The following is an 18,767-nucleotide window of genomic DNA, read 5'->3' as shown; positions in this document are numbered from 1 at the left end:
TCTGCCATCCTACCAGTTCATGAGGCAAGGCGGCACCAGCAAGGCCAGCGCCAGGACGAGGTAAATCAGCTGCAGCGGCACCATCCAGCGCGCCCAGGTCAGCCACGGAATGCGCGCCAGCGCCAGCACGCCGACCGTGATGCCCGAGGTCGGGATCATCGGCGTGGTGAACTCGCCGAACTGGAAGGCCAGGATGGCGGTCTGGCGCGACACGCCGACCAGGTCGGCCAGCGGCGCCATGATCGGCATGGTCAGCGCAGCCTGGCCGCTGCCGGAATGGATGAAGAAGTTGATGACCGACTGGATCAGGAACATCTTCTGCGCCGAGAACACTGGCGAGGACGATGCGACCAGCGGCATCAGGCCGTGCAGCATGGTGTCGATGATGTGTGCATCGCGTGCCAGCACCATGGTGCCGCGGGCCAGTGCGATGACCAGGCCGGTGCCGACCAGGTCTTTCGCGCCCTGCACGAAGGCTGCCACCGCCTCATCGGAATCGAGGCGGCCGATCAGGGCCACCACGATGGTCATGGCCAGGAACAGCGCACCGATCTCCTCGATGAACCAGCCGAATTTGACCACGCCGAACACCATGCCGCCCAGCGAGGCGGCAAAGATCCACAACACCAGGCGATGACGCGCCGTCATGCCTTCGAAGCCGCCGAAGTCGACCACGCCTTCGGCGCGCTTTTCGATGTCGAGCAGGTAGGTCGGGCTCTTTTCGGGATGGCGCTTGATGCGCGCTGCGTACCACATCAGGAAGACAATCGTGACGGCCGTGGCAATGAACCACACGATCACGCGATAGCCGATGCCGGAGAACAGCGGTACGCCGGCAATGCCCTGCGCGATGCCGACATTGAACGGGTTCAGGAAAGCCGCGCAGAAGCCGACCTGCGAACCGAGGAAGGGAATCGATACGCCGGTGATGGTGTCATAGCCGAGCGCCAGCGCCAGCGGGACGAAGATCAGGATGAAGGGAATCGCTTCCTCGTTCATGCCGAATGTGGCGCCGCCGATCGAAAACAGCGTCACGAACACCGGGATCAGGGCCGCGCGCACCAGGCTCGAACGCGAATGCGCCTTGGCGATGGACTTGATCATGGCATCGATCGCCTGCGTCTTGTGCAGCACGTTGAAGGCGCCGCCAGTCAGCATGACAAAGCCGATGATCAGCCCCGCCTCCGCGAAGCCCTTGATTGGCGCCATGAGCAGGGCGGCCAGGCCCTGCGGCTTGCTTTCGATGTAATGGAAAGTGTCCGGGTCGACCAGCTGCTTGCCGTTGACCAGGTGCGTTTCGTACTTCCCTCCCGGGACCAGCCAGGTCGCCAGCGCGATCAGCGCCAGGATCATGAACAGCAGGACGAAAGTATTTGGGAGCTTGAGCTTCTTCATTGATTGGGATACAGGTAATTGCAGCTTGGGTCGGCCGGGTCGCGCGCCAGGATGCGGTCGTACAGGCCGGCGCGCTCGGCGACCGTGCGTTCCACGTCTTCCTGCAGCAGCAGGCGCGCGGCGACCTGGCGTGCGGCGGCGGCGCGGGTGGCGGCGATGAAGGCGTCGCGATTGGGGTAGCGTGCCTGCAGGCTTGGACGCGGATCGCTGGCGGCCTTGCGTTCGGCTTCGGTGCGGGCGAACGGGACGAAGCTGCCGTCGTAGCGCGAGGTGGCCCAGGCAAAGCCTATCTCGGGCGCGCGCAGGTTCCAACCGGTGTGGGTGCCGAGCGGCGCCTGCAGCTCCACCAGGCGCACGCCGCCGCGGTCGTTGCCGTCGGCGTCCGGCGCCGGGACGCGGGTTTCAAAGGCCATCTTCTGCGCCGGCGGCACCAGGTCGGCAATGCCCTGCGACAGGAAGCGCGCGCCGTGGTCCAGGCGCGGCTCGCGCAGGCTCTGCTCCGGCGGTATCAGGCCTGGGACGGCGGGAAAAGCCTTGCGGTAGGCCTCTACGGAGACCAGCGTGCCGTCTTCCAGGCGCGGATAGGCGCTCGCTGGCGGCGCCGTGCCTTTGCTGGCCCAGCCGTCCAGCGCCAGCATCAGGGCGCGCAAGGACAGGTAGTAGTTGGTGGTCGAGACGCAGGCGGTGAACGGTGCGCGGGTGCGCGAGCGGCCGACATAGTGCTGGGCGCCCATCAGGCCGTACACGCGCACATTGGCGGCCGGTGCGGCATCGCCCACGCCATCCGGAGCGGTGGTCAGCAGCGAAGCGCCGCGGTTCCAGAATTCCGCCGAGGTGTTGGCAATCAGGAGCTTCGGCACGCGGCCGTGCTTGTCTTTCGCGTGATCGAGCGTAGAGGCCACGCGGCCGGTCACCGGATCGCGCGTCGGCGTGCTGGTGAACGGGAAGGAGTCGGTCGGGTAGTCATGCTCTTCCAGCATCGACGGGTGGCGCGTCACCTGCACGAAGCGGCTGTTGAAACCGCCCGATCCGCCGGCGCCCGGCACTTCCAGCAAGGCGCCATCGAACACCATGCGGCCCTGCTCATCGAGGTTCAGCCCGTCGTGCAGCATGCGCCCGATCAGGCGCGCCGACTGGCTGTAGCCGAACATCAGCACGGTCTTGGGCAAGGAGCCGCCTTCCACCTGGTTGTCGCGGAAGTAGGCCAGCAGGTCGCGGATGCCGGCCAGCCCGGCACCGGTCACTTTCGGATCTTTTGCCTCGTAGCGCACTTCGTAGATGGTGCCGGGCTGGAAGCCGCCTTGCAACTTGATGCGGCCCGGGCCGCCCGGCTGCTCCGGCTCCACGAATTCCCACCGGTTGCGGTCGATCGGGCGGCGGATGTCGCCCTGGCGCGTACGCTCGGTCAGCACGGCTTCCGGATCGTTCGGCGTGGCAGGCTCGTAGCCGATGCCGCGCAGGCCCGCGTAGCTTGCCACCTCGGCCGGGGCATCGACGATGAATTCATTGGCCGTCATGCCGCGCGGGCCTTTTACCACGGGCGCCTTGAAGATCAAGGGCTTCACCCCGGCGGGCGACGGCGCCACGTCCCAGGTCCAGGCAGAGAAAAGCATGCTGAAGCCGTGCCGCATCATGAAGCCGTCGCCGGCATCTTCCGCCGTCGTTGGATCGTTGTTCTTCGGCGCCTTGCCATTGAGCTGGCCCAGCACGACGATATTGCCGCGGTTGTTGACGTCATACACCAGCGTGCCGGTCTTGCCGCTCACGGGGCGCAGCAGGACGAACTCGCTGGAGAAACGCACCATGCCGCGCTTGTCGCGCGGGGCGCGTTTCAGGTCGACGATGGGCAGGTTGGCCGTGGCCTTGGGATTCAGCGAGAAGTAAGCGATGCCGCGCAGCTTTTCATACTCGCCGTGTTCGCCGAACTTGACGCCCGGCGCGAACGGCACGCGTTCGGTGATCTCGATGCGCTCGACGGCGGCCTGCGACGCGCCGGCTACAAGCATGGTGGCAGCAATCGCCGCCCAGCGGGATTTCTTCATGGTGTCGAACAAAGTAAAACGGGACCGCGCGGGTCCCGTTGGTTTATTCCGCTGCTGCGGTTTTCTTGGCGGCTGCCTTTTTCGCTGCCGGCTTTTTGGCTGCAGCTTTTTTCGCTGGGGCCTTTTTCGCGGCCGCTTTCTTGGCGGCTGGCTTGGCGGCCGGATTGGCTGCGGATTCCGCCTCGGCCGCACCCTCCGCGCCGTCAGCCTTCGCTGCCGACTTCTTGGCCGCAGCACCCGGCTTGGCCTTGCGCTCTTCGAACTCGAAGCTGATCTTGCCGTCCTTGCCGCGCACCAGGAAGGCCTTGAACGGCCGGCGGGTGCGCTGCGAGATAAAGCCCGGCAGCAGGTCGGTCTTGCCTTCGTTGAGCAGCTTGGCCATCTGCTCCGGGAGGATCTCCTGTTGCAGGATGATGCGGCTGGAACGGAAGTCGCAAGTCTTCGGCTTGGCTACCTGGTTTTCGCAGGTATAGGCCAGGCCCATTTCGTACACGCCGCCGGCGCATTTCGGGCAAGGGCCGAGCGGGGTCTGGCCGGTGAAATCGACGCCTTCGCCGTCCTCGCCTTCCTCGTCGTTCTGGCCGAAGTCGAACTCCAGCTTGAAGTTCTTGATCTCTTCATCGCGTACGATGCGCAGGATCGCCGCAAACGGACGGCCCATCTTGGAGCGGAAGCCTTGCAGCGGGCCGATGGTGCGGTCGCGCAGCAGCTGTTCCACTTCCTCGATCTCGAACTGGCGGCCGCCGGGCACCTTGGTCATCGAGAATTCGCACTTGGTGCAGGCGAAGCGGCGGTAGTTCTCCTTGACCACGCCACTGCAGTTCGGGCACGGCGTCTTCAGCGTCGCATAGTCGCCCGGGATCGTGTCGTCGGTGTACTCCTTGGCGCGCTTGACGATGATCTGGGTCATCTGGGCGATTTCGCGCATGAATTCTTCACGCGAGATCTTGCCCTTCTCCATCTGCGACAGCTTGTATTCCCACTCGCCGGTCAGTTCCGGCGCGGTCAGTTCGCTCACGCCCAGGCCGCGCAGCAGCGTCATCAGCTGGAACGCCTTGGCGGTCGGCATCAGTTCGCGGCCTTCGCGCAGCAGGTATTTCTCGCCCAGCAGGCCTTCGATGATGGCCGCGCGGGTCGCCGGCGTGCCCAGGCCTTTGCCGGCCATGGCATCGCGCAGCTCGTCGGAGTCGACCAGCTTGCCCGCCCCTTCCATTGCCGACAACAGCGTCGCCTCGGTATAGCGTGCGGGTGGCTTGGTCACCAGGCCGTTTGGCGTGACTTTCTCGGTCAGGACTTTCTCGCCCTTGGCCACCGGCACCAGGTTGCCGCTGCTGCCTTCCTTGTCGTCGTCGCCGGCTGCGTCCTTGCCGTAGATCGCCAGCCAGCCCGGGTTGGTCATCACCTTGCCTTCGGTCTTGAACTGGTGGCCGGCCACTTCGGTGAAGCGGGTGGTGACCAGGAATTCCGCGGCCGGGAAGAACACCGCCATGAAGCGGCGGGTCACCAGGTCGTACAGCTTCTGCTCCGGCTCCGACAGGCCCTTCGGCTGGATGCCGGTCGGGATGATCGCGAAGTGGTCGCTGATCTTGGTGTTGTCGAAGATGCGCTTGTTCGGCTTGACCCAGCCCTTGTCCAGGATCTGCTTGGCGAACTGGTTGTAGTTGTGGTTGTCCTTCAGGACTTCCAGCGTGTCCTTGACGGTCGGCAGGTAATCTTCCGGCAGGTGGCGCGAATCGGTACGCGGGTAGGTGAGCACCTTGTGCTTCTCGTACAGCGCCTGCGCCAGGCCCAGGGTATTCTTGGCCGAGAAGCCGAAGCGCGAGTTGGCTTCGCGCTGCAGCGAGGTCAGGTCGAACAGGCCCGGCGACATCGAGGTGGTCGGCTTGGACTCCTCGCTGACGTTGCCCTGCTTGCCCTTGCAAGCCAGCGCGATCGAATCGGCGGCCGCCTTGCTCCACAGGCGCTCGGCCTTCTTTTCCGGATCGTTCTCGTCCTTCTTGAAGCTGGTGTCCAGCCAGCGGCCTTCATAAATGCCGGCGGCGCACACGAACTCTGCGCGCACTTCCCAGTAGTCGCGGGAGACGAAATTCTTGATCTTCTCTTCGCGCTCGACCACGATCGACAGGGTCGGCGTCTGCACGCGGCCCACGGTGGTCAGGTAGAAGCCGCCCTCTTTCGAGTTGAAGGCGGTCATGGCGCGGGTGCCGTTGATGCCGATCAGCCAGTCCGCTTCCGAGCGGCAGCGCGCGGCGTCGGCCAGCGGCAGCATCTCGTCGTCGCTGCGCAGGTGGGTGAAGCCGTCGCGGATCGCGGTCGGCGTCATCGACTGCAGCCACAGGCGCTTGACCGGCTGCTTGGCTTTCGCATTCTGCGCGATCAGGCGGAAGATCAGTTCACCTTCGCGGCCCGCGTCGCATGCGTTGATCAGGGTAGTGACGTCCTTGCGCTTGATCAGCTTGTTCAGCACCTTGAGCCGCGATTCAGTCTTGGCGATCGGGTTCAGCGCGAAGTATGGCGGGATCATCGGCAAATGGGTGAAGGTCCATTTGCCGCGCTTGACGTCGTGCTCTTCAGGCACGGCGATTTCCAGCAGGTGACCCACTGCGGAAGACAGCACGTAGTCGTCGGATTCGAAATACTCATCGTGCTTGCTGAAGCCGCCAAGGGCTTTCGCGATGTCGTTCGCGACAGAAGGTTTCTCAGCGATGATGAGGGCTTTACTCATATTTATAGTTCTCGTCGGTGTATGCGGCAGCGCGCATAATACAACATTCGCAAGTAAGCGCTGGCTTGCGGCTTCGTATGAAAGCCACAATGCTGCAAATATTATTACGGAAACGGCCGGCGTTGGGCAACGCCGGCAAGAGTGCGCTTAGTGCAACAGGCGTGGCGCCTGGTCTTCTTCGGCGCCAAACAGGTCGTCGAACATCAGGGCGTCCGGCTCCTTGCCCTGGCTCCACAGCAGCATCAGCACGATAATCTTCAGCTTGCCCAGCGACACCGGTGCCTCGTCCAGCGCCAGGGCGCGCTCGATGACGATTTCACGTTGCAGCGGGGACAGCAGGCCGGCGCTCTCCAGGAACTGGATAAAGCCGACGGCGGGGGTGCCCAGTACGTCCAGCTCCTGGCGCACGTAGAAGCGCGTGCCAGAAGAAGCGGCCGTCAGCGACTGCTCGACGCCAGCCATGGCGGCGAGGTCATTCAGCCAGACCAGCGCCTCGGAAATCTCTACGTCGTCGAAACCGACTGCGGAGAGTTTCTTTGCCAATGCTGCGGGTTCAGGGCAGGCATCAGGGCGGTAATAGGTCTCGTACAGGTAAACCAGGATGTCAAACATGGCGCTACTTTAGCAGCATCTGTGAGCCGGGCACAAGCATAACGGCAGTTCAGAAGCCTTTCAGGCGCTGGAAAGCGCCGCCCGGCAGCCTTTCCACCACACCTGCAAGCTCCAGTGCAAGCAAGCTTGCCTGCATGTCACTTGGCGGAAGTTGCAACCTTGTTGCAAGCTCATCGGCGCCAATCGGATCATGGCCGAGGGCTGCCAGCAGCCAGCCTGCGGCCTGGTCCATCTGCGGCACCGGCTCGCCCGGCGCCTGCAAGCCCAGGTCTTCCAGCAGTTGCTCCGGCGTGGCGACCAGGCGCGCGCCCTCTCTAATTAAGGCATGGCAGCCGACCGACTGCGGCGAGAGCACGGAACCTGGCAGCACGAAGACTTCACGCCCGGCATTCACGGCCGCGTGCGCGGTGATCAGGGAACCAGAGCGTGCGGCCGCTTCGATCACCAGCGTGGCGCGGGTCATGCCGGCAATGATGCGGTTGCGGATCGGGAAGTGCTCGGCCCGCGCCTGCGTGCCGAGCGCGAATTCGCTGACCAGGCAACCCTCCTCGGCAATCCGGCGCGCCAGGTCGGCATTGCGGCGCGGGTAGATGCGGTCGATGCCGGTGCCGATCACGGCCACGGTACTGCCCGGTCCTTCCAGGCCGCCTTCATGCGCGGCGGCGTCGATGCCGAGCGCCAGGCCGGAGATCACGGGCATGTCCGCCTGGCTCAGGGCCCGCGCAAACTGGCGCGCGTTCGACTTGCCTTGCATGGTGGCGTTGCGAGCACCCACTACCGCCACAGCCTCGCGCTGGAGCAGGGCCAGGTCGCCCTTGGCATACAGCAGCAGCGGCGGATCGGCGATGTGCTGCAAGGCCGGCGGGTATTCCGGGTCGCCCAGCAAGACCAGGTGATTGCCGGCCTGCGCGGCCCATTCCAGCGAGGCATGCGCCAGCGCGTGTATCCGCTCCGGCATGGGACCGGCAAGGCAGCGGGCGGCTGCCAGCGAGATCTCGTCTTCGGCAGCACCGGCAGCGGCGCGCTCGCGCCCCGGCCGCACGATGTCGGCATCGGCTTGCTTCAGCATGTGCAATGGCAGCGGCGCAGCGTCATCCTGTGCGGGAGGCGCAGCGAGACGGGCATTGGCGGCGGTGAAAACTGCCTGGGGAGAGTGGTAATGCTGGAGCAGCTTGAAGGCTCCGTGGCGGCCGACGCCCGGCGTATTCGCCAGGCGCAGCCACATCGCCAGGCGCTCGAAGTCCTGGCGGGCGGGGTTGGGGGCATCCGTGACTTGCACGGCCATGGAATTTACTCCGCTGTCTTGGCGATATCCCCCACTACGACAGGTTCAGTCACCTGCATGATCAAGCCATACGAAATGTGCTTGAACACACGGAAGATAAACAAGCTGCCCACGCGTTCATCCGGCAGCTTGACCGTCGGTTTGCGCAGATTCAGCGGGCCTTTCGACGCGCCCGGATCGGCCACCACTTCACCCTTATGGTAAAGCTGCAGCACAGATCCGATATCGAGTCCGTCAAGCTTTCCGCGATTAATGCTGACAACCTGGTTCTGGCCGGCGTGCGTGACGCCGCCATACACGGCCAGCACATTGGCATTGACTTCGACTTCCGGCGGATGCGGAACGTAGTTCTGCATCGGCATCGGCGGCATTGCCATCAGCAAGTCGCCCTTGCCCATTTCCTCCTTGGCGCTGGCGACGATGAAGGTATGCACGTCGCTGCCTGCTTCAGCCGGGGCTTCCAGCTTCAGGGTGCCGAGGTAGAACGCTTCCAGGGCGATGGTCTTCTTGGTGACCGGGTCTTTCAGCGGCTTACCCGGACGGAACACCTGGAACGAGGTGTTGCCCTTCAGGTCGCCGCGGACATAGGCTTTGTCGTCCTTGCCGATGAAGACGCGGGCGCCGCGCGTCGCAATGATGCGCGGGGCATTCTTGAGTTCATCTTCTTCGATGATCAGCGGTTGGCTGAGGAAGGGCTCGATCGCGCCGGACGGGATCGACTGGACGGCGTCCTTGCCCAGGCCTTCGGTCCGCAGTTGCGGGCCGAGGCGCATATCGCCCGTGGTGCCATCGCCGCCAACCTTGTTGCCAAGGCGCAGGCGGCCGGCCTCTCGGTCGAACCAGACGATCTGCCCTGGATAAATCCAGTGCGGATTGGCGATTTCTTCTTTGTTCATGCCCCAAACCTGCGGCCAGCACCAAGGCTTGTCGAGGAAGGTTCCGGAGATATCCCACAGGGTATCTCCCTTGACGACGGTATGGCTATCCGGTGCGTTCGGCTTGAATTCACAGACGATGGTCTTGGCGTGGGCCGAAACGGCCGTCACACCGCAAAACAGGGCTGCGGCCAACAGGCGGCGGCTGCTTGTGCTAAAATTTTTCATTGATATATCCGTTAGGTGCGGCAATGACGGAAGGCCACAAAGGCTTGCCTCACTGAAATCAAATTCTGCCCATATTACCCTGATCAAGCAAGGAATTCGTGTCACTGAAGCAATCGTGCACGCATAATATGCGCCGTTTACCGCACAATCATTGTTGTTTAAATAAGATTCTCTCGTGAAACTGAATATTCTCCGCTATCCGGACCCTCGCCTGCACAAAGTTGCAAAACCCGTTGCCGTGTTCGACGAGCGCCTGGCAAAACTGGTGGAAGACATGGCGGAAACCATGTACGACGCACCGGGCATCGGCCTGGCCGCTACCCAGGTGGACGTGCATGAGCAAGTTGTCATCATTGACGTTACCGAAGACAAAACCGGCCTGACCGCCTTCATCAACCCGGAAATCCTGTGGTCGAGCGAGGAAAAACAGGTGTACGACGAAGGCTGCCTGTCCGTGCCAGGCATCTATGACGGCGTCGAGCGCCCGTCGGCAGTCAAGGTGCGCGCCTACAACGTCAAGGGCGAGCCGTTCGAGATCGACGCCGACGGCCTGCTGGCTGTCTGCATCCAGCACGAGATGGACCACTTGAAAGGCAAGGTATTCGTTGAATACCTGTCTCCCTTGAAACGCAATCGTATCAAGACCAAACTGCAAAAAGAAGAACGTGGCATGCAGCGCGAAGAAGCGTTGCGCGCTTCGGGTCGCCGTTACTGATACCTGCGGGGGGAAGCATGAAAGTGATCTTCGCGGGCACGCCTGAATTTGCGGCCGTTGCCCTCCAGGCCCTGCACGAAGCAGGTTTCGAGATTCCCCTGGTACTGACCCAGCCCGACCGCCCGGCTGGCCGCGGCATGCAGCTGCAGCCTTCGGCGGTCAAGCAATATGCCGTCAAGCACGGCATCGAAGTGCTGCAGCCGCTCTCATTGCGCATGGACGCCAAGGATCCGCAGCGCGCAGCGGAAGCCAAGGCCGCCCACGAGCGCCTGCTGGCCACCGACTACGACGTGATGGTGGTCGCCGCCTACGGCCTGATCCTGCCGCGCTCCACCCTCGACATCAAGCCTTGCCTGAACATCCACGGCTCCCTGCTGCCGCGCTGGCGCGGCGCCGCCCCGATCCACCGCGCGATCGAGTCCGGCGATGCGGAAACCGGCGTCACCATCATGGAAATGGAAGAAGGCCTGGACACCGGCCCGATGCTGCTGATCGAGCGCACCCCGATCACGCCGCAGGACACCACCGCCACCCTGCACGACAAGCTGGCCGCCATGGGCGCCCAGATGATGGTCAAGGTACTGCACAAGATGGAAAAAGGCGTGGTGGAAGCCGTGCCGCAGCCCGAGCAAGGCGTCACCTACGCCAACAAGATCCTGAAGGAAGAAGCGGCGCTGGACTTTACCCAGCCTGCGCGCGAAATCAGCCGCAAGATCCGCGCTTTCAATCCATTCCCCGGCGCCCACGGCGAAGTGAATGGCACGGTGATCAAGCTGTGGGGCGCTGAAGTGCTGGACGAAGGCAGCAGCGCCGCGCCCGGCCAGGTGATTGCCGCCGACGCGCAGCACGGCATCATCGTCGCCTGCGGCGAAGGCGCGCTGCGCCTGACGCAGCTGCAAAAACCGGGCGGCAAGCGCCTGCCGGCCGCCGAATTCATCAAAGGCTTCCCGCTCGACGGGCAGCGCTTCCAGTAAATGGACCAACTCGCGGCGCTGCGTGCGCTCCGCCGCGTTGTTGAACTGGGCAGCTTCACGGCTGCCGCCGACGCCCTCGGCATTTCCCACACCATCGTTTCGCGCCAGGTGCGCCAGCTCGAGGAACACCTCGGCGCCCAGCTCCTGAACCGCACCACGCGCCGCTTCGCCCTGACCGATGCCGGCCGCGATTACTACGAATCCACGCGCGAAGTGCTCGACCTGCTGGATGACGCCGACCGCAACGTCGGCCGCCACCAGGCCGAACCCACCGGCGTCCTGCGCATCAATGCGCCGATGGCTTTCGGCACCATCGAGGTGGCGCAATGGCTGCCCGGCTTCATGGCGAAGCATCCCGGCGTGCAGGTCGACCTGGTATGCAATGACCGCATGGTCGATTTGATCGAGGATGGTTTCGACGTCGCATTGCGGCTGGCGCGCGACTTGCCCGATTCGACGCTGGTCGCACGCCGCCTCGCCACCAGCAAGGTCGTGCTTGTCGCCAGCCCCGGCTACCTGGGCGCGCACGGCGCACCTGCCGTCCCGGACGATCTCGCGCAACACAACTGCCTCGTCTACACGGCGGCGACGCGCGCCAGTGAATGGACGCTGGTCGGCCCGGATGGCGCGGAGCATGCTGTCGCTGTGCGCGGATCGCTGCAGGCCAACACCAACGTCGCCCTGAAAGCGGCAGCAGCGGCCGGTCTTGGCATTGCCAACGCCGCCGCCTTCATCGTTCGCGAAGAGCTTGAGAACGGCGCACTGGTGGAAGTCCTGCCCGGCTATACACCCAAGCCGCGCGAGCTGTACGCCCTCTACCCGCAGAACCGCCACCTGTCGCCTAAAGTGCGCGCCTTCGTCGATTACGCCGCCAGCATTTACATCAACATCTTCTGAACCGCGCGGAACTGCTGCGTGAGGCCGCCCCAGCCCCAGGCTGCCGGGCGCGCGTCGTCGATGTGGATGTAGCTGACTTCATGCAGTTCGCCGAGCAGCTCCTGCAAGTCCTTGTAGACCGCCGCGATGTAGGCCGACTTCTCGTTGGCGGTATTGGTCTCGTCGGTCACCTTGATGTCGAAGAAGAAGCTGGCCTTTCCCAGCTCCGCCAGAGACTCGCCGCCGACAAACCACTGCTCGCGGGGCGTGTAATGCACGGCGATCGCAGTGAGGGCCGGCGCCTTGTGCAGGATTTCGCCGGTGTGCTTCATCAGGATATTGGTGACTTTTTTGGCAGGCACTTGTTCCGGGGTGCCGCTGACGGTGATATTCAGGATAGGCATTTTGAGCTCCTTCAAAGTGGTTGGTTGATGAAGCCATCTTAGGCGGGCCGCTGACGCTTTGGTAGCACTCTGGCAACACATGATTTGTGCTGATTCAGCACAAATGTGAAAGTTGATGCCTTTTCCGAATAAGCAAATACCGAATTTGTCTCGGCGGCAGGGGGCGGTGGCCGAGGGAAAATGCTGCTTTGCCGTATAATTTCAGGTCCACGTTGCCCAATCCGCGATATCAAAATGACTAACACGACCCGTCCAACCTCCAAGACCGAAGCCCAGCTGCGCGAGATCCTCGCGAAGCGCATCATGTTCCTGGATGGCGCGATGGGCACCATCATCCAGCAGTACAAGCTGGACGAAAAAGCATATCGCGGCGAACGCTTCGCCGGCTTCGCCGCGCCCGAAGGGAGCGGCCACCGCGAGCTGTTCGTCAAGGGTAATAACGAGCTGCTGACGCTGACCCAGCCGCACGTCATCCAGGAGATCCATGAGCGCTACCTGGCAGCCGGTGCGGACCTGATCGAGACCAATACCTTCGGCGCCACCTCGATCGCGCAGGACGACTATTTCATGGCCCACCTGGCCTATGAGATGAACGTGGAAGCAGCCCGGCTGGCCAAGGCGGCCACCGCCAAGTACTCCAGCGCCGACAAGCCGCGCTACGTCTGCGGCGCGCTCGGCCCGACCCCGAAGACCGCTTCGATTTCGCCGGACGTGAACGACCCGGCCGCGCGTAACGTCACTTTCGACCAACTGGTCGCCGCCTACTACGAGCAGGTGCGCGGCCTGGTGGACGGCGGCGTCGACGTGCTGCTGGTCGAAACCATCTTCGACACCCTCAACTGCAAGGCAGCGCTGTTCGCGATCGACCAGTACTTCGACGAGCGTCCGGAAATCGAGCGCCTGCCGCTGATGATCTCCGGCACCGTGACCGACGCCTCCGGCCGTATCCTGTCCGGCCAGACCGTCCCGGCCTTCTGGAACTCGGTGCGTCATGCAAAGCCGCTAACCATTGGCCTGAACTGCGCGCTGGGCGCAACCCTGATGCGTCCCTACGCCGAAGAGCTGTCGCAGATCGCCGATACCTTCGTCTGCATCTACCCGAATGCCGGCCTGCCCAACCCGATGAGCGATACCGGCTTCGATGAACTGCCGGAAGATACTTCGCGCCTGCTGCGCGAGTTCGCCGACGCGGGCTTCATCAACGTGGCCGGCGGCTGCTGCGGCACCACGCCAGACCACATTGCAGCCGTCGCCAAGCTGCTGTCGACCGCCACCCCGCGCAAGCTGCCGCACGTGCCGGTGGCCCAGCGCCTGTCCGGCCTGGAGCCGTTCACCATCGACGACGACTCCCTGTTCGTCAACGTCGGCGAGCGCACCAACGTGACCGGCTCGAAAGCTTTCGCGCGCATGATCCTGAACGAGCAGTACGACGAGGCATTGTCGGTGGCCCGCCAGCAGGTGGAAAACGGCGCCCAGGTCATCGACATCAACATGGACGAGGCGATGCTGGATTCCCAGGCCGCCATGACCCGCTTCCTGAACCTGATCGCCTCCGAACCGGATATCTCGCGCGTGCCGATCATGATCGACTCCTCCAAGTGGTCGGTGATCGAAGCGGGCCTGAAGTGCGTGCAAGGCAAGGCCGTGGTGAACTCGATCTCCATGAAGGAAGGCGAAGAGGAATTCATCCGCCAGGCAAAGCTGTGCCGCCGCTACGGCGCCGCCGTGATAGTGATGGCCTTCGACGAAACCGGCCAGGCCGACACCTTCGCGCGCAAGATCGAAATTTGCGAACGCGCCTACAAGGTGCTGACCGAGAAAGTCGGCTTCCCGCCGGAAGACATCATCTTTGACCCGAACATCTTCGCCATCGCAACCGGTATCGAAGAACACAACAACTACGCCGTCGACTTCATCGAGGCCACGCGCTGGATCAAGAACAACCTGCCACACGCGAAGATCTCCGGCGGCGTGTCGAATGTGTCGTTCTCCTTCCGCGGCAACGACCCGGCCCGCGAAGCGATCCACACCGTGTTCCTGTACCACGCCATCAAGGCGGGCATGACCATGGGTATCGTCAACGCCGGCATGGTGGGCGTCTACGACGACCTGCCGGCAGAACTGCGCGAACGTGTGGAGGACGTGGTGCTGAACCGCCGCGAAGACGCCACCGAGCGCATGATCGAATTCGCAGCGACGCTGAAAGGCGGCGCCAAGCAGGAAGCTGCCAACCTCGAATGGCGCAACGCGCCGGTCGAGAAGCGCCTGGCGCACGCGCTGGTGCACGGCATCACCCAGTTCATCACCGAAGACACGGAAGAAATGCGCCAGCAGGTATTCGCTTCCGGTGGCCGTCCGATCAATGTGATCGAAGGCCCGCTGATGGATGGCATGAATATCGTCGGTGACCTGTTCGGCCAGGGCAAGATGTTCCTGCCGCAGGTGGTGAAGTCGGCGCGCGTGATGAAGCAGGCCGTGGCCCACCTGATTCCTTACATCGAAGAAGAGAAGAAGGCGGAGGAAGCACGTACCGGCATCGTCGCCAAGCCGAAGGGCAAGATCGTCATCGCAACCGTGAAAGGCGACGTGCACGACATCGGCAAGAACATCGTGTCCGTTGTCCTGCAGTGTAATAACTTTGAGGTGGTGAACATGGGCGTGATGGTGCCGGCCTCCGAGATCCTGGCGCGCGCCAAGCTGGAAAACGCCGACATCATCGGCCTGTCCGGCCTGATCACGCCGTCACTGGAAGAAATGGCGCACGTCGCGAAAGAGATGCAGCGCGACGAGCACTTCCGCATGATGAAGATCCCGCTGCTGATCGGCGGTGCCACCACCAGCCGCGCTCACACTGCGGTGAAGATCGCCCACAACTACGAAGGCCCGGTCGTGTACGTGCCGGATGCTTCGCGTTCCGTGTCGGTGGCGCAGTCGCTTCTGACCGACGAACAGCGCGGCAAGTTCGTGGAAGAACTGGACCACGACTACGCCCGCATCCGCGAACAGCACGCCAACAAGAAGGCGCTGCCTACCGTTTCGCTGGAAGCCGCACGCGCCAACAAGACCAAGCTCGAATTTGCGCCGGTGCGCCCGAAGTTCGTCGGCCGCCGCGTATTCAAGAACGTGGACCTGGCGGCGATCGCCGAATACATCGACTGGGGTCCATTCTTCCAGACCTGGGACTTGGCCGGCCCCTTCCCTGCCATCCTGAGCGATGAAGTGGTCGGCGAGGCCGCATCGAAGGTGTTTGAAGAAGGCAAGGCGCTGCTGAAGAAAATCATCGAAGGCCGCTGGCTGACCGCCAACGGCGTGATCGCGCTCCTGCCGGCAAACACCGTCAATGAAGACGACATCGAAATCTACACCGACGAGTCGCGCTCGGAAGTGGCGTTCACTTACTACGGCCTGCGCCAGCAAGGCCTGAAGCCTGTGATCGATGGCGTGCAGCGCCCGAACCAGTGCCTGTCGGATTTCATCGCACCGAAGGAGTCTGGCAAGCAGGATTACATCGGCATGTTCGCAGTGACCGCAGGCCTGGGCATCGAGAAATACGAAAAGCGCTTCGAAGATGCGCACGACGATTACTCCTCGATCATGTTGAAGGCGCTGGCGGACCGCTTGGCCGAAGCCTTCGCGGAATACCTGCACGAGCGCGTGCGTAAAGACCTGTGGGGCTATGCCGCCGATGAAACGCTGAGCAACGAAGAGCTGATCAAGGAAGAATATCGCGGCATCCGCCCAGCGCCGGGCTATCCGGCCTGCCCTGAGCACACTGTGAAGGCCGATGTCTTCCGCGTACTCAACGCGAATGAGATCGGAATGGAACTGACGGAATCGTTCGCTATGTTCCCAGGCGCCGCCGTATCAGGCTTCTACTTCGCGCACCCACAGTCGAAGTACTTCACCGTCGGAAAGATCAACGAAGACCAGGTGCTGGACATGGCCGCTCGCCGCGGTGTTGCCAAGGACCAGCTGGAACGCTGGCTGGCGCCCAACCTGTAACCGCAACGGAAGAGCCTTTCACCGAGAGGCTCTTCCGTCCTAATGCGTCCTGCGCCGGCAACCTATACCCGCTATAGGAAAAAATCCTCCCCCTTTCTCCAAAACTATCTGATCTGTTCTGGCTCAGACTTGACCAGAACCATTATGCCTGGTGACCGGCGGCAACCGCCCCAAAGCCGCCGGTCACGCTATATTCTCTTTTTGTGCGAACAATCAATTCTTCGGTAAATTCCGGCAGTTCAAGCTCTTGCTGATACACCGCAAGAATTGAAATCTCTACTTTCCGCAGAATATCCAAACTTGCTTCCTACCGAGCCAAACCCAAGTTAATTTTGATTTTGTGCCATGTTGATTCATCGAAATCGTCGGAAAGCATCAATGAAGCGGACGATGGATCAATGCTTACAATCTCTTGGTACCTTTTTTGAAATTCATAGCCTTCCTGTCTGTATTTCGCTAACGATTCTTTCAACGTCGACAATTGGTCTGTTTTTATGACCATTCGAATTGCCGTTCCCATCGAATCGCAGTCAAACCACTTTTTCCCTTCTTTTCCAGAAGTCAAAAGCAAGCCTGCTGTTCCGCTCGCCACAAAGAAATTCCCCCCATTTCTGCAAATTCTACTTGTCATATAAAGCCCAAATCCAGAATTTGCCCAGTGGCCTTTTTGTTTGATTCGCGATCCTTTAAATGCCTTTCCTGAAATTGCAGGCATTAACGCAAACTTGATCGCGTTCTTGTCTGTGCTTGCATCAATGTGAGGATTGGCACTCAAACTTTGGCGCAAGCCAACGCCTCTATCCAACAATGCCACCTCGACTCGATTTTTCGAGGGCCAGTATTGAGCGCATATTCCAAACCGCACCGATTTACTATGCTCGATTACATTCCTCATGATTTCGCGCATCGAATAGGTCAGAGTTTCATAAACAGCACCTTCTGTCTGCCCGCATAATAACGCGGCCATCTGCCCACTGTTCTCCTCTATTTTCTCTCCGACCTCTATGCCCTTTTCAGCGGCCTCTCTTTCGAGCGTTGAACAATCGAAAATTCGAAGTGGAATATACTTAACCCCGCCTTTTGCCTCGCCAGGCTCCTTGCCGTGGTCAAGACCAAATGCCTTAAAGAAGCCCATATGCGCGGCATAAGTCATTTGTTCAAAATTGGAACAGGAAACGGTCGCTTCTGGATGATTTTGCACGAGCCGCCGCAATTCGCTTGAGACAAGCAGCATCGCAAAAGGTTCGCTAAATCTGGTGCGATGAAAGTCAAAAACATAGCGCTCAGACTCCTCAATGCTCGCCATTTCCGAAGAAAAAACGAGAGAACTTTGCAGGTCAAGCGTGGCGGGCATGTGAATCGTTTTTGTTTTTTGCATACAAATTGTCCCAACTACTAAAAAAGAATCGACACGAATCTCCGCTCAAGTCTTCTTTAACCATTCAAGCAACTATAGCACGATTGCTGGTGGTGGCCGTTTGCGCCGTCTGTCTTACTCAATTTTCATTCGACCGATCACCTGGCGATACTCGTCTTCTAGCAGCCAATTTCGCGCCTCGCCATAATCGGAAGTCTTGAGCACGATCTTCTGCTCAACCTGATCGAATATGGCCAAAGATTCGTCGCGCTGGCACATCAACAAGAGTGTGCAAGGAGGAATTAAGGTGTCTTCCAACCATACCTCATACCAATTCAAGTCTTCCATTCTTCCTTCAATTTCGTTCCCAATTTGCGGCTGCTCCTGGCCGACAGCGTCGGTTTAGCTGAAATCACGAGCGTATACAAGTCGGAAGAAGGCCGAAACCGCAGCACACGCTTGTTGCGTTGTCACCGGAACTGCATCCATTGACGCATCCAAAACAAACAGGTCTCGGACTTCCTCCTGTGCGGCCGCAGAAATTCCGACCAACTGAAGGCTTTCAGCAAAATCGACTTTGTCGGGATGCATAGCCTGCAAAATGTCCCGACTATATTCGGCACAAAGTTTAGCAGTGGCCGCATTCTCTTTCTCACCACCGCAAAATGTCCATTCAACATCCGTAAGGCGCTGGGCAAGGAAATCCGTAACCCAAAGGCTCTCAGGTTTTAAGCGATACTGAAGGGCTGCGATGAATGCAAAACGCTCGTCTAAAGTTGTCGGGGGTTGCATGGGTTACCGTCTCATGTAGAGCGAATTGCGGAGGTCTGCTGTTGGCCGCAACCCGATGTAGCTGGAAACGACGCATCGCTTAGGTTAGCGGAATTGTTATGCTTAGTCATCAGGGCCACTAATAGGCAAATCCTCGCCGAGTAATTCCAGGCCACCTATCGCGCCGTCATATCGCTCAGCGTCACCAAGTTTGTGTGCGGACCATAGGCAGACCAACAATGCGGCAGCGCCCAACGTATAGCACCAAAAAGCCTCGACTCCACGAGGAGAGCGAAGCAAGTAATCCAATAGAGTACCAGTAAGGATGGCGCCAAAGAAGGTGAAAATAATCTTCCACTTTCGTTCGAAACGCATAAATTCTTCGGTGCTCATTAAATCAACCACGATTTCTTTCCTTCAAAATGGAATTTTCCGACACGAACAGTTTTCACACATCGACAAACCGCGCCCACTGTCTGGCGCAAGTCATTACGCTTAAATGCTGG

At 61.1% G+C, this 18,767-nt stretch carries 16 protein-coding genes; 4 read left to right on the top strand and 12 right to left on the bottom strand.

The window, feature by feature from the left end:
• Positions 1-9: 9 nt before the first annotated feature.
• From ACN9MU_RS06690 to ACN9MU_RS06665, 6 genes are all read right to left on the bottom strand, one after another.
• Positions 10-1,395: a YfcC family protein gene (locus tag ACN9MU_RS06690; RefSeq protein ID WP_426168770.1), complete on the bottom strand. Its 1,386-nt coding sequence runs from the start codon at positions 1,393-1,395 to the stop codon at positions 10-12.
• Positions 1,392-3,437, bottom strand: a complete 2,046-nt coding sequence (locus tag ACN9MU_RS06685; protein WP_426344326.1) for an alpha/beta hydrolase domain-containing protein — start codon at positions 3,435-3,437, stop codon at positions 1,392-1,394. The genes ACN9MU_RS06690 and ACN9MU_RS06685 overlap by 4 nt, the downstream gene beginning before the upstream one ends.
• A gap of 43 nt (positions 3,438-3,480) precedes the next feature.
• Positions 3,481-6,162 carry a DNA topoisomerase III gene (locus ACN9MU_RS06680; RefSeq protein ID WP_426321246.1) on the bottom strand — a complete coding sequence of 894 codons (2,682 nt, stop codon included), beginning with the start codon at positions 6,160-6,162 and terminating at the stop codon, positions 3,481-3,483.
• 147 nt (positions 6,163-6,309) lie between these two features.
• A complete protein-coding gene (locus tag ACN9MU_RS06675) occupies positions 6,310-6,774 on the bottom strand; it encodes a DUF494 family protein (RefSeq protein WP_426168762.1) in 465 nt (154 codons plus the stop codon).
• Between the two features lie 49 nt (positions 6,775-6,823).
• Positions 6,824-8,059: a DNA-processing protein DprA gene (gene dprA, locus ACN9MU_RS06670; RefSeq protein ID WP_426344325.1), complete on the bottom strand. Its 1,236-nt coding sequence runs from the start codon at positions 8,057-8,059 to the stop codon at positions 6,824-6,826.
• 5 nt (positions 8,060-8,064) lie between these two features.
• On the bottom strand, positions 8,065-9,162 hold the full coding sequence (locus ACN9MU_RS06665) for a LysM peptidoglycan-binding domain-containing protein (RefSeq protein ID WP_426321242.1): 1,098 nt from the start codon (positions 9,160-9,162) through the stop codon (positions 8,065-8,067).
• A 175-nt stretch (positions 9,163-9,337) separates the two neighbouring features.
• Here ACN9MU_RS06665 and def point away from each other — a divergent pair, with 175 nt between their 5' ends.
• The 3 genes from def to ACN9MU_RS06650 are packed head-to-tail and all read left to right on the top strand — an operon-like array spanning position 9,338 to position 11,748.
• Positions 9,338-9,877, top strand: a complete 540-nt coding sequence (gene def, locus ACN9MU_RS06660) for a peptide deformylase (RefSeq protein WP_426168754.1) — start codon at positions 9,338-9,340, stop codon at positions 9,875-9,877.
• A 17-nt stretch (positions 9,878-9,894) separates the two neighbouring features.
• The gene (fmt, locus tag ACN9MU_RS06655) at positions 9,895-10,851 is read left to right on the top strand and encodes a methionyl-tRNA formyltransferase (RefSeq protein ID WP_426168751.1); all 957 of its coding nucleotides are present in this window, start codon (positions 9,895-9,897) and stop codon (positions 10,849-10,851) included.
• Entirely contained in the window at positions 10,852-11,748 is an 897-nt protein-coding gene (locus ACN9MU_RS06650; RefSeq protein WP_426168749.1) for a LysR family transcriptional regulator, read from the top strand.
• On the opposite strand, the gene ACN9MU_RS06645 is transcribed toward ACN9MU_RS06650, so the two are convergent.
• Complete coding sequence (locus ACN9MU_RS06645; protein WP_426337030.1) at positions 11,730-12,131, bottom strand: tautomerase family protein; 402 nt, start codon at positions 12,129-12,131, stop codon at positions 11,730-11,732. The two genes, ACN9MU_RS06650 and ACN9MU_RS06645, sit on opposite strands and share 19 nt — an antisense overlap.
• Before the next feature lie 234 nt (positions 12,132-12,365).
• Between ACN9MU_RS06645 and metH the strand changes: the two genes are divergently transcribed.
• Entirely contained in the window at positions 12,366-16,133 is a 3,768-nt protein-coding gene (gene metH / locus ACN9MU_RS06640) for a methionine synthase (protein WP_426344324.1), read from the top strand.
• A 142-nt stretch (positions 16,134-16,275) separates the two neighbouring features.
• On the opposite strand, the gene ACN9MU_RS06635 is transcribed toward metH, so the two are convergent.
• The 5 genes from ACN9MU_RS06635 to ACN9MU_RS06615 form a co-directional block, all read right to left on the bottom strand.
• Entirely contained in the window at positions 16,276-16,431 is a 156-nt protein-coding gene (locus tag ACN9MU_RS06635; RefSeq protein WP_426344323.1) for a hypothetical protein, read from the bottom strand.
• 9 nt (positions 16,432-16,440) lie between these two features.
• On the bottom strand, positions 16,441-17,511 hold the full coding sequence (locus ACN9MU_RS06630; protein WP_426344322.1) for a hypothetical protein: 1,071 nt from the start codon (positions 17,509-17,511) through the stop codon (positions 16,441-16,443).
• A gap of 114 nt (positions 17,512-17,625) precedes the next feature.
• A complete protein-coding gene (locus ACN9MU_RS06625; protein ID WP_426344321.1) occupies positions 17,626-17,838 on the bottom strand; it encodes a hypothetical protein in 213 nt (70 codons plus the stop codon).
• Between the two features lie 54 nt (positions 17,839-17,892).
• Positions 17,893-18,282 (bottom strand): hypothetical protein, encoded by a 390-nt coding sequence (locus ACN9MU_RS06620; RefSeq protein WP_426344320.1) that lies wholly within the window; start codon positions 18,280-18,282, stop codon positions 17,893-17,895.
• 102 nt (positions 18,283-18,384) lie between these two features.
• Positions 18,385-18,654: a hypothetical protein gene (locus ACN9MU_RS06615; protein WP_426344319.1), complete on the bottom strand. Its 270-nt coding sequence runs from the start codon at positions 18,652-18,654 to the stop codon at positions 18,385-18,387.
• Positions 18,655-18,767: the final 113 nt, after the last annotated feature.

This window comes from Pseudoduganella sp. R-32 (assembly GCF_049913245.1).
GTDB lineage: Bacteria > Pseudomonadota > Gammaproteobacteria > Burkholderiales > Burkholderiaceae_D > Rugamonas.
The sequence above is the reverse complement of the archived record's forward strand: the minus strand, read 5'-3'. Positions and strand labels throughout refer to the sequence as shown.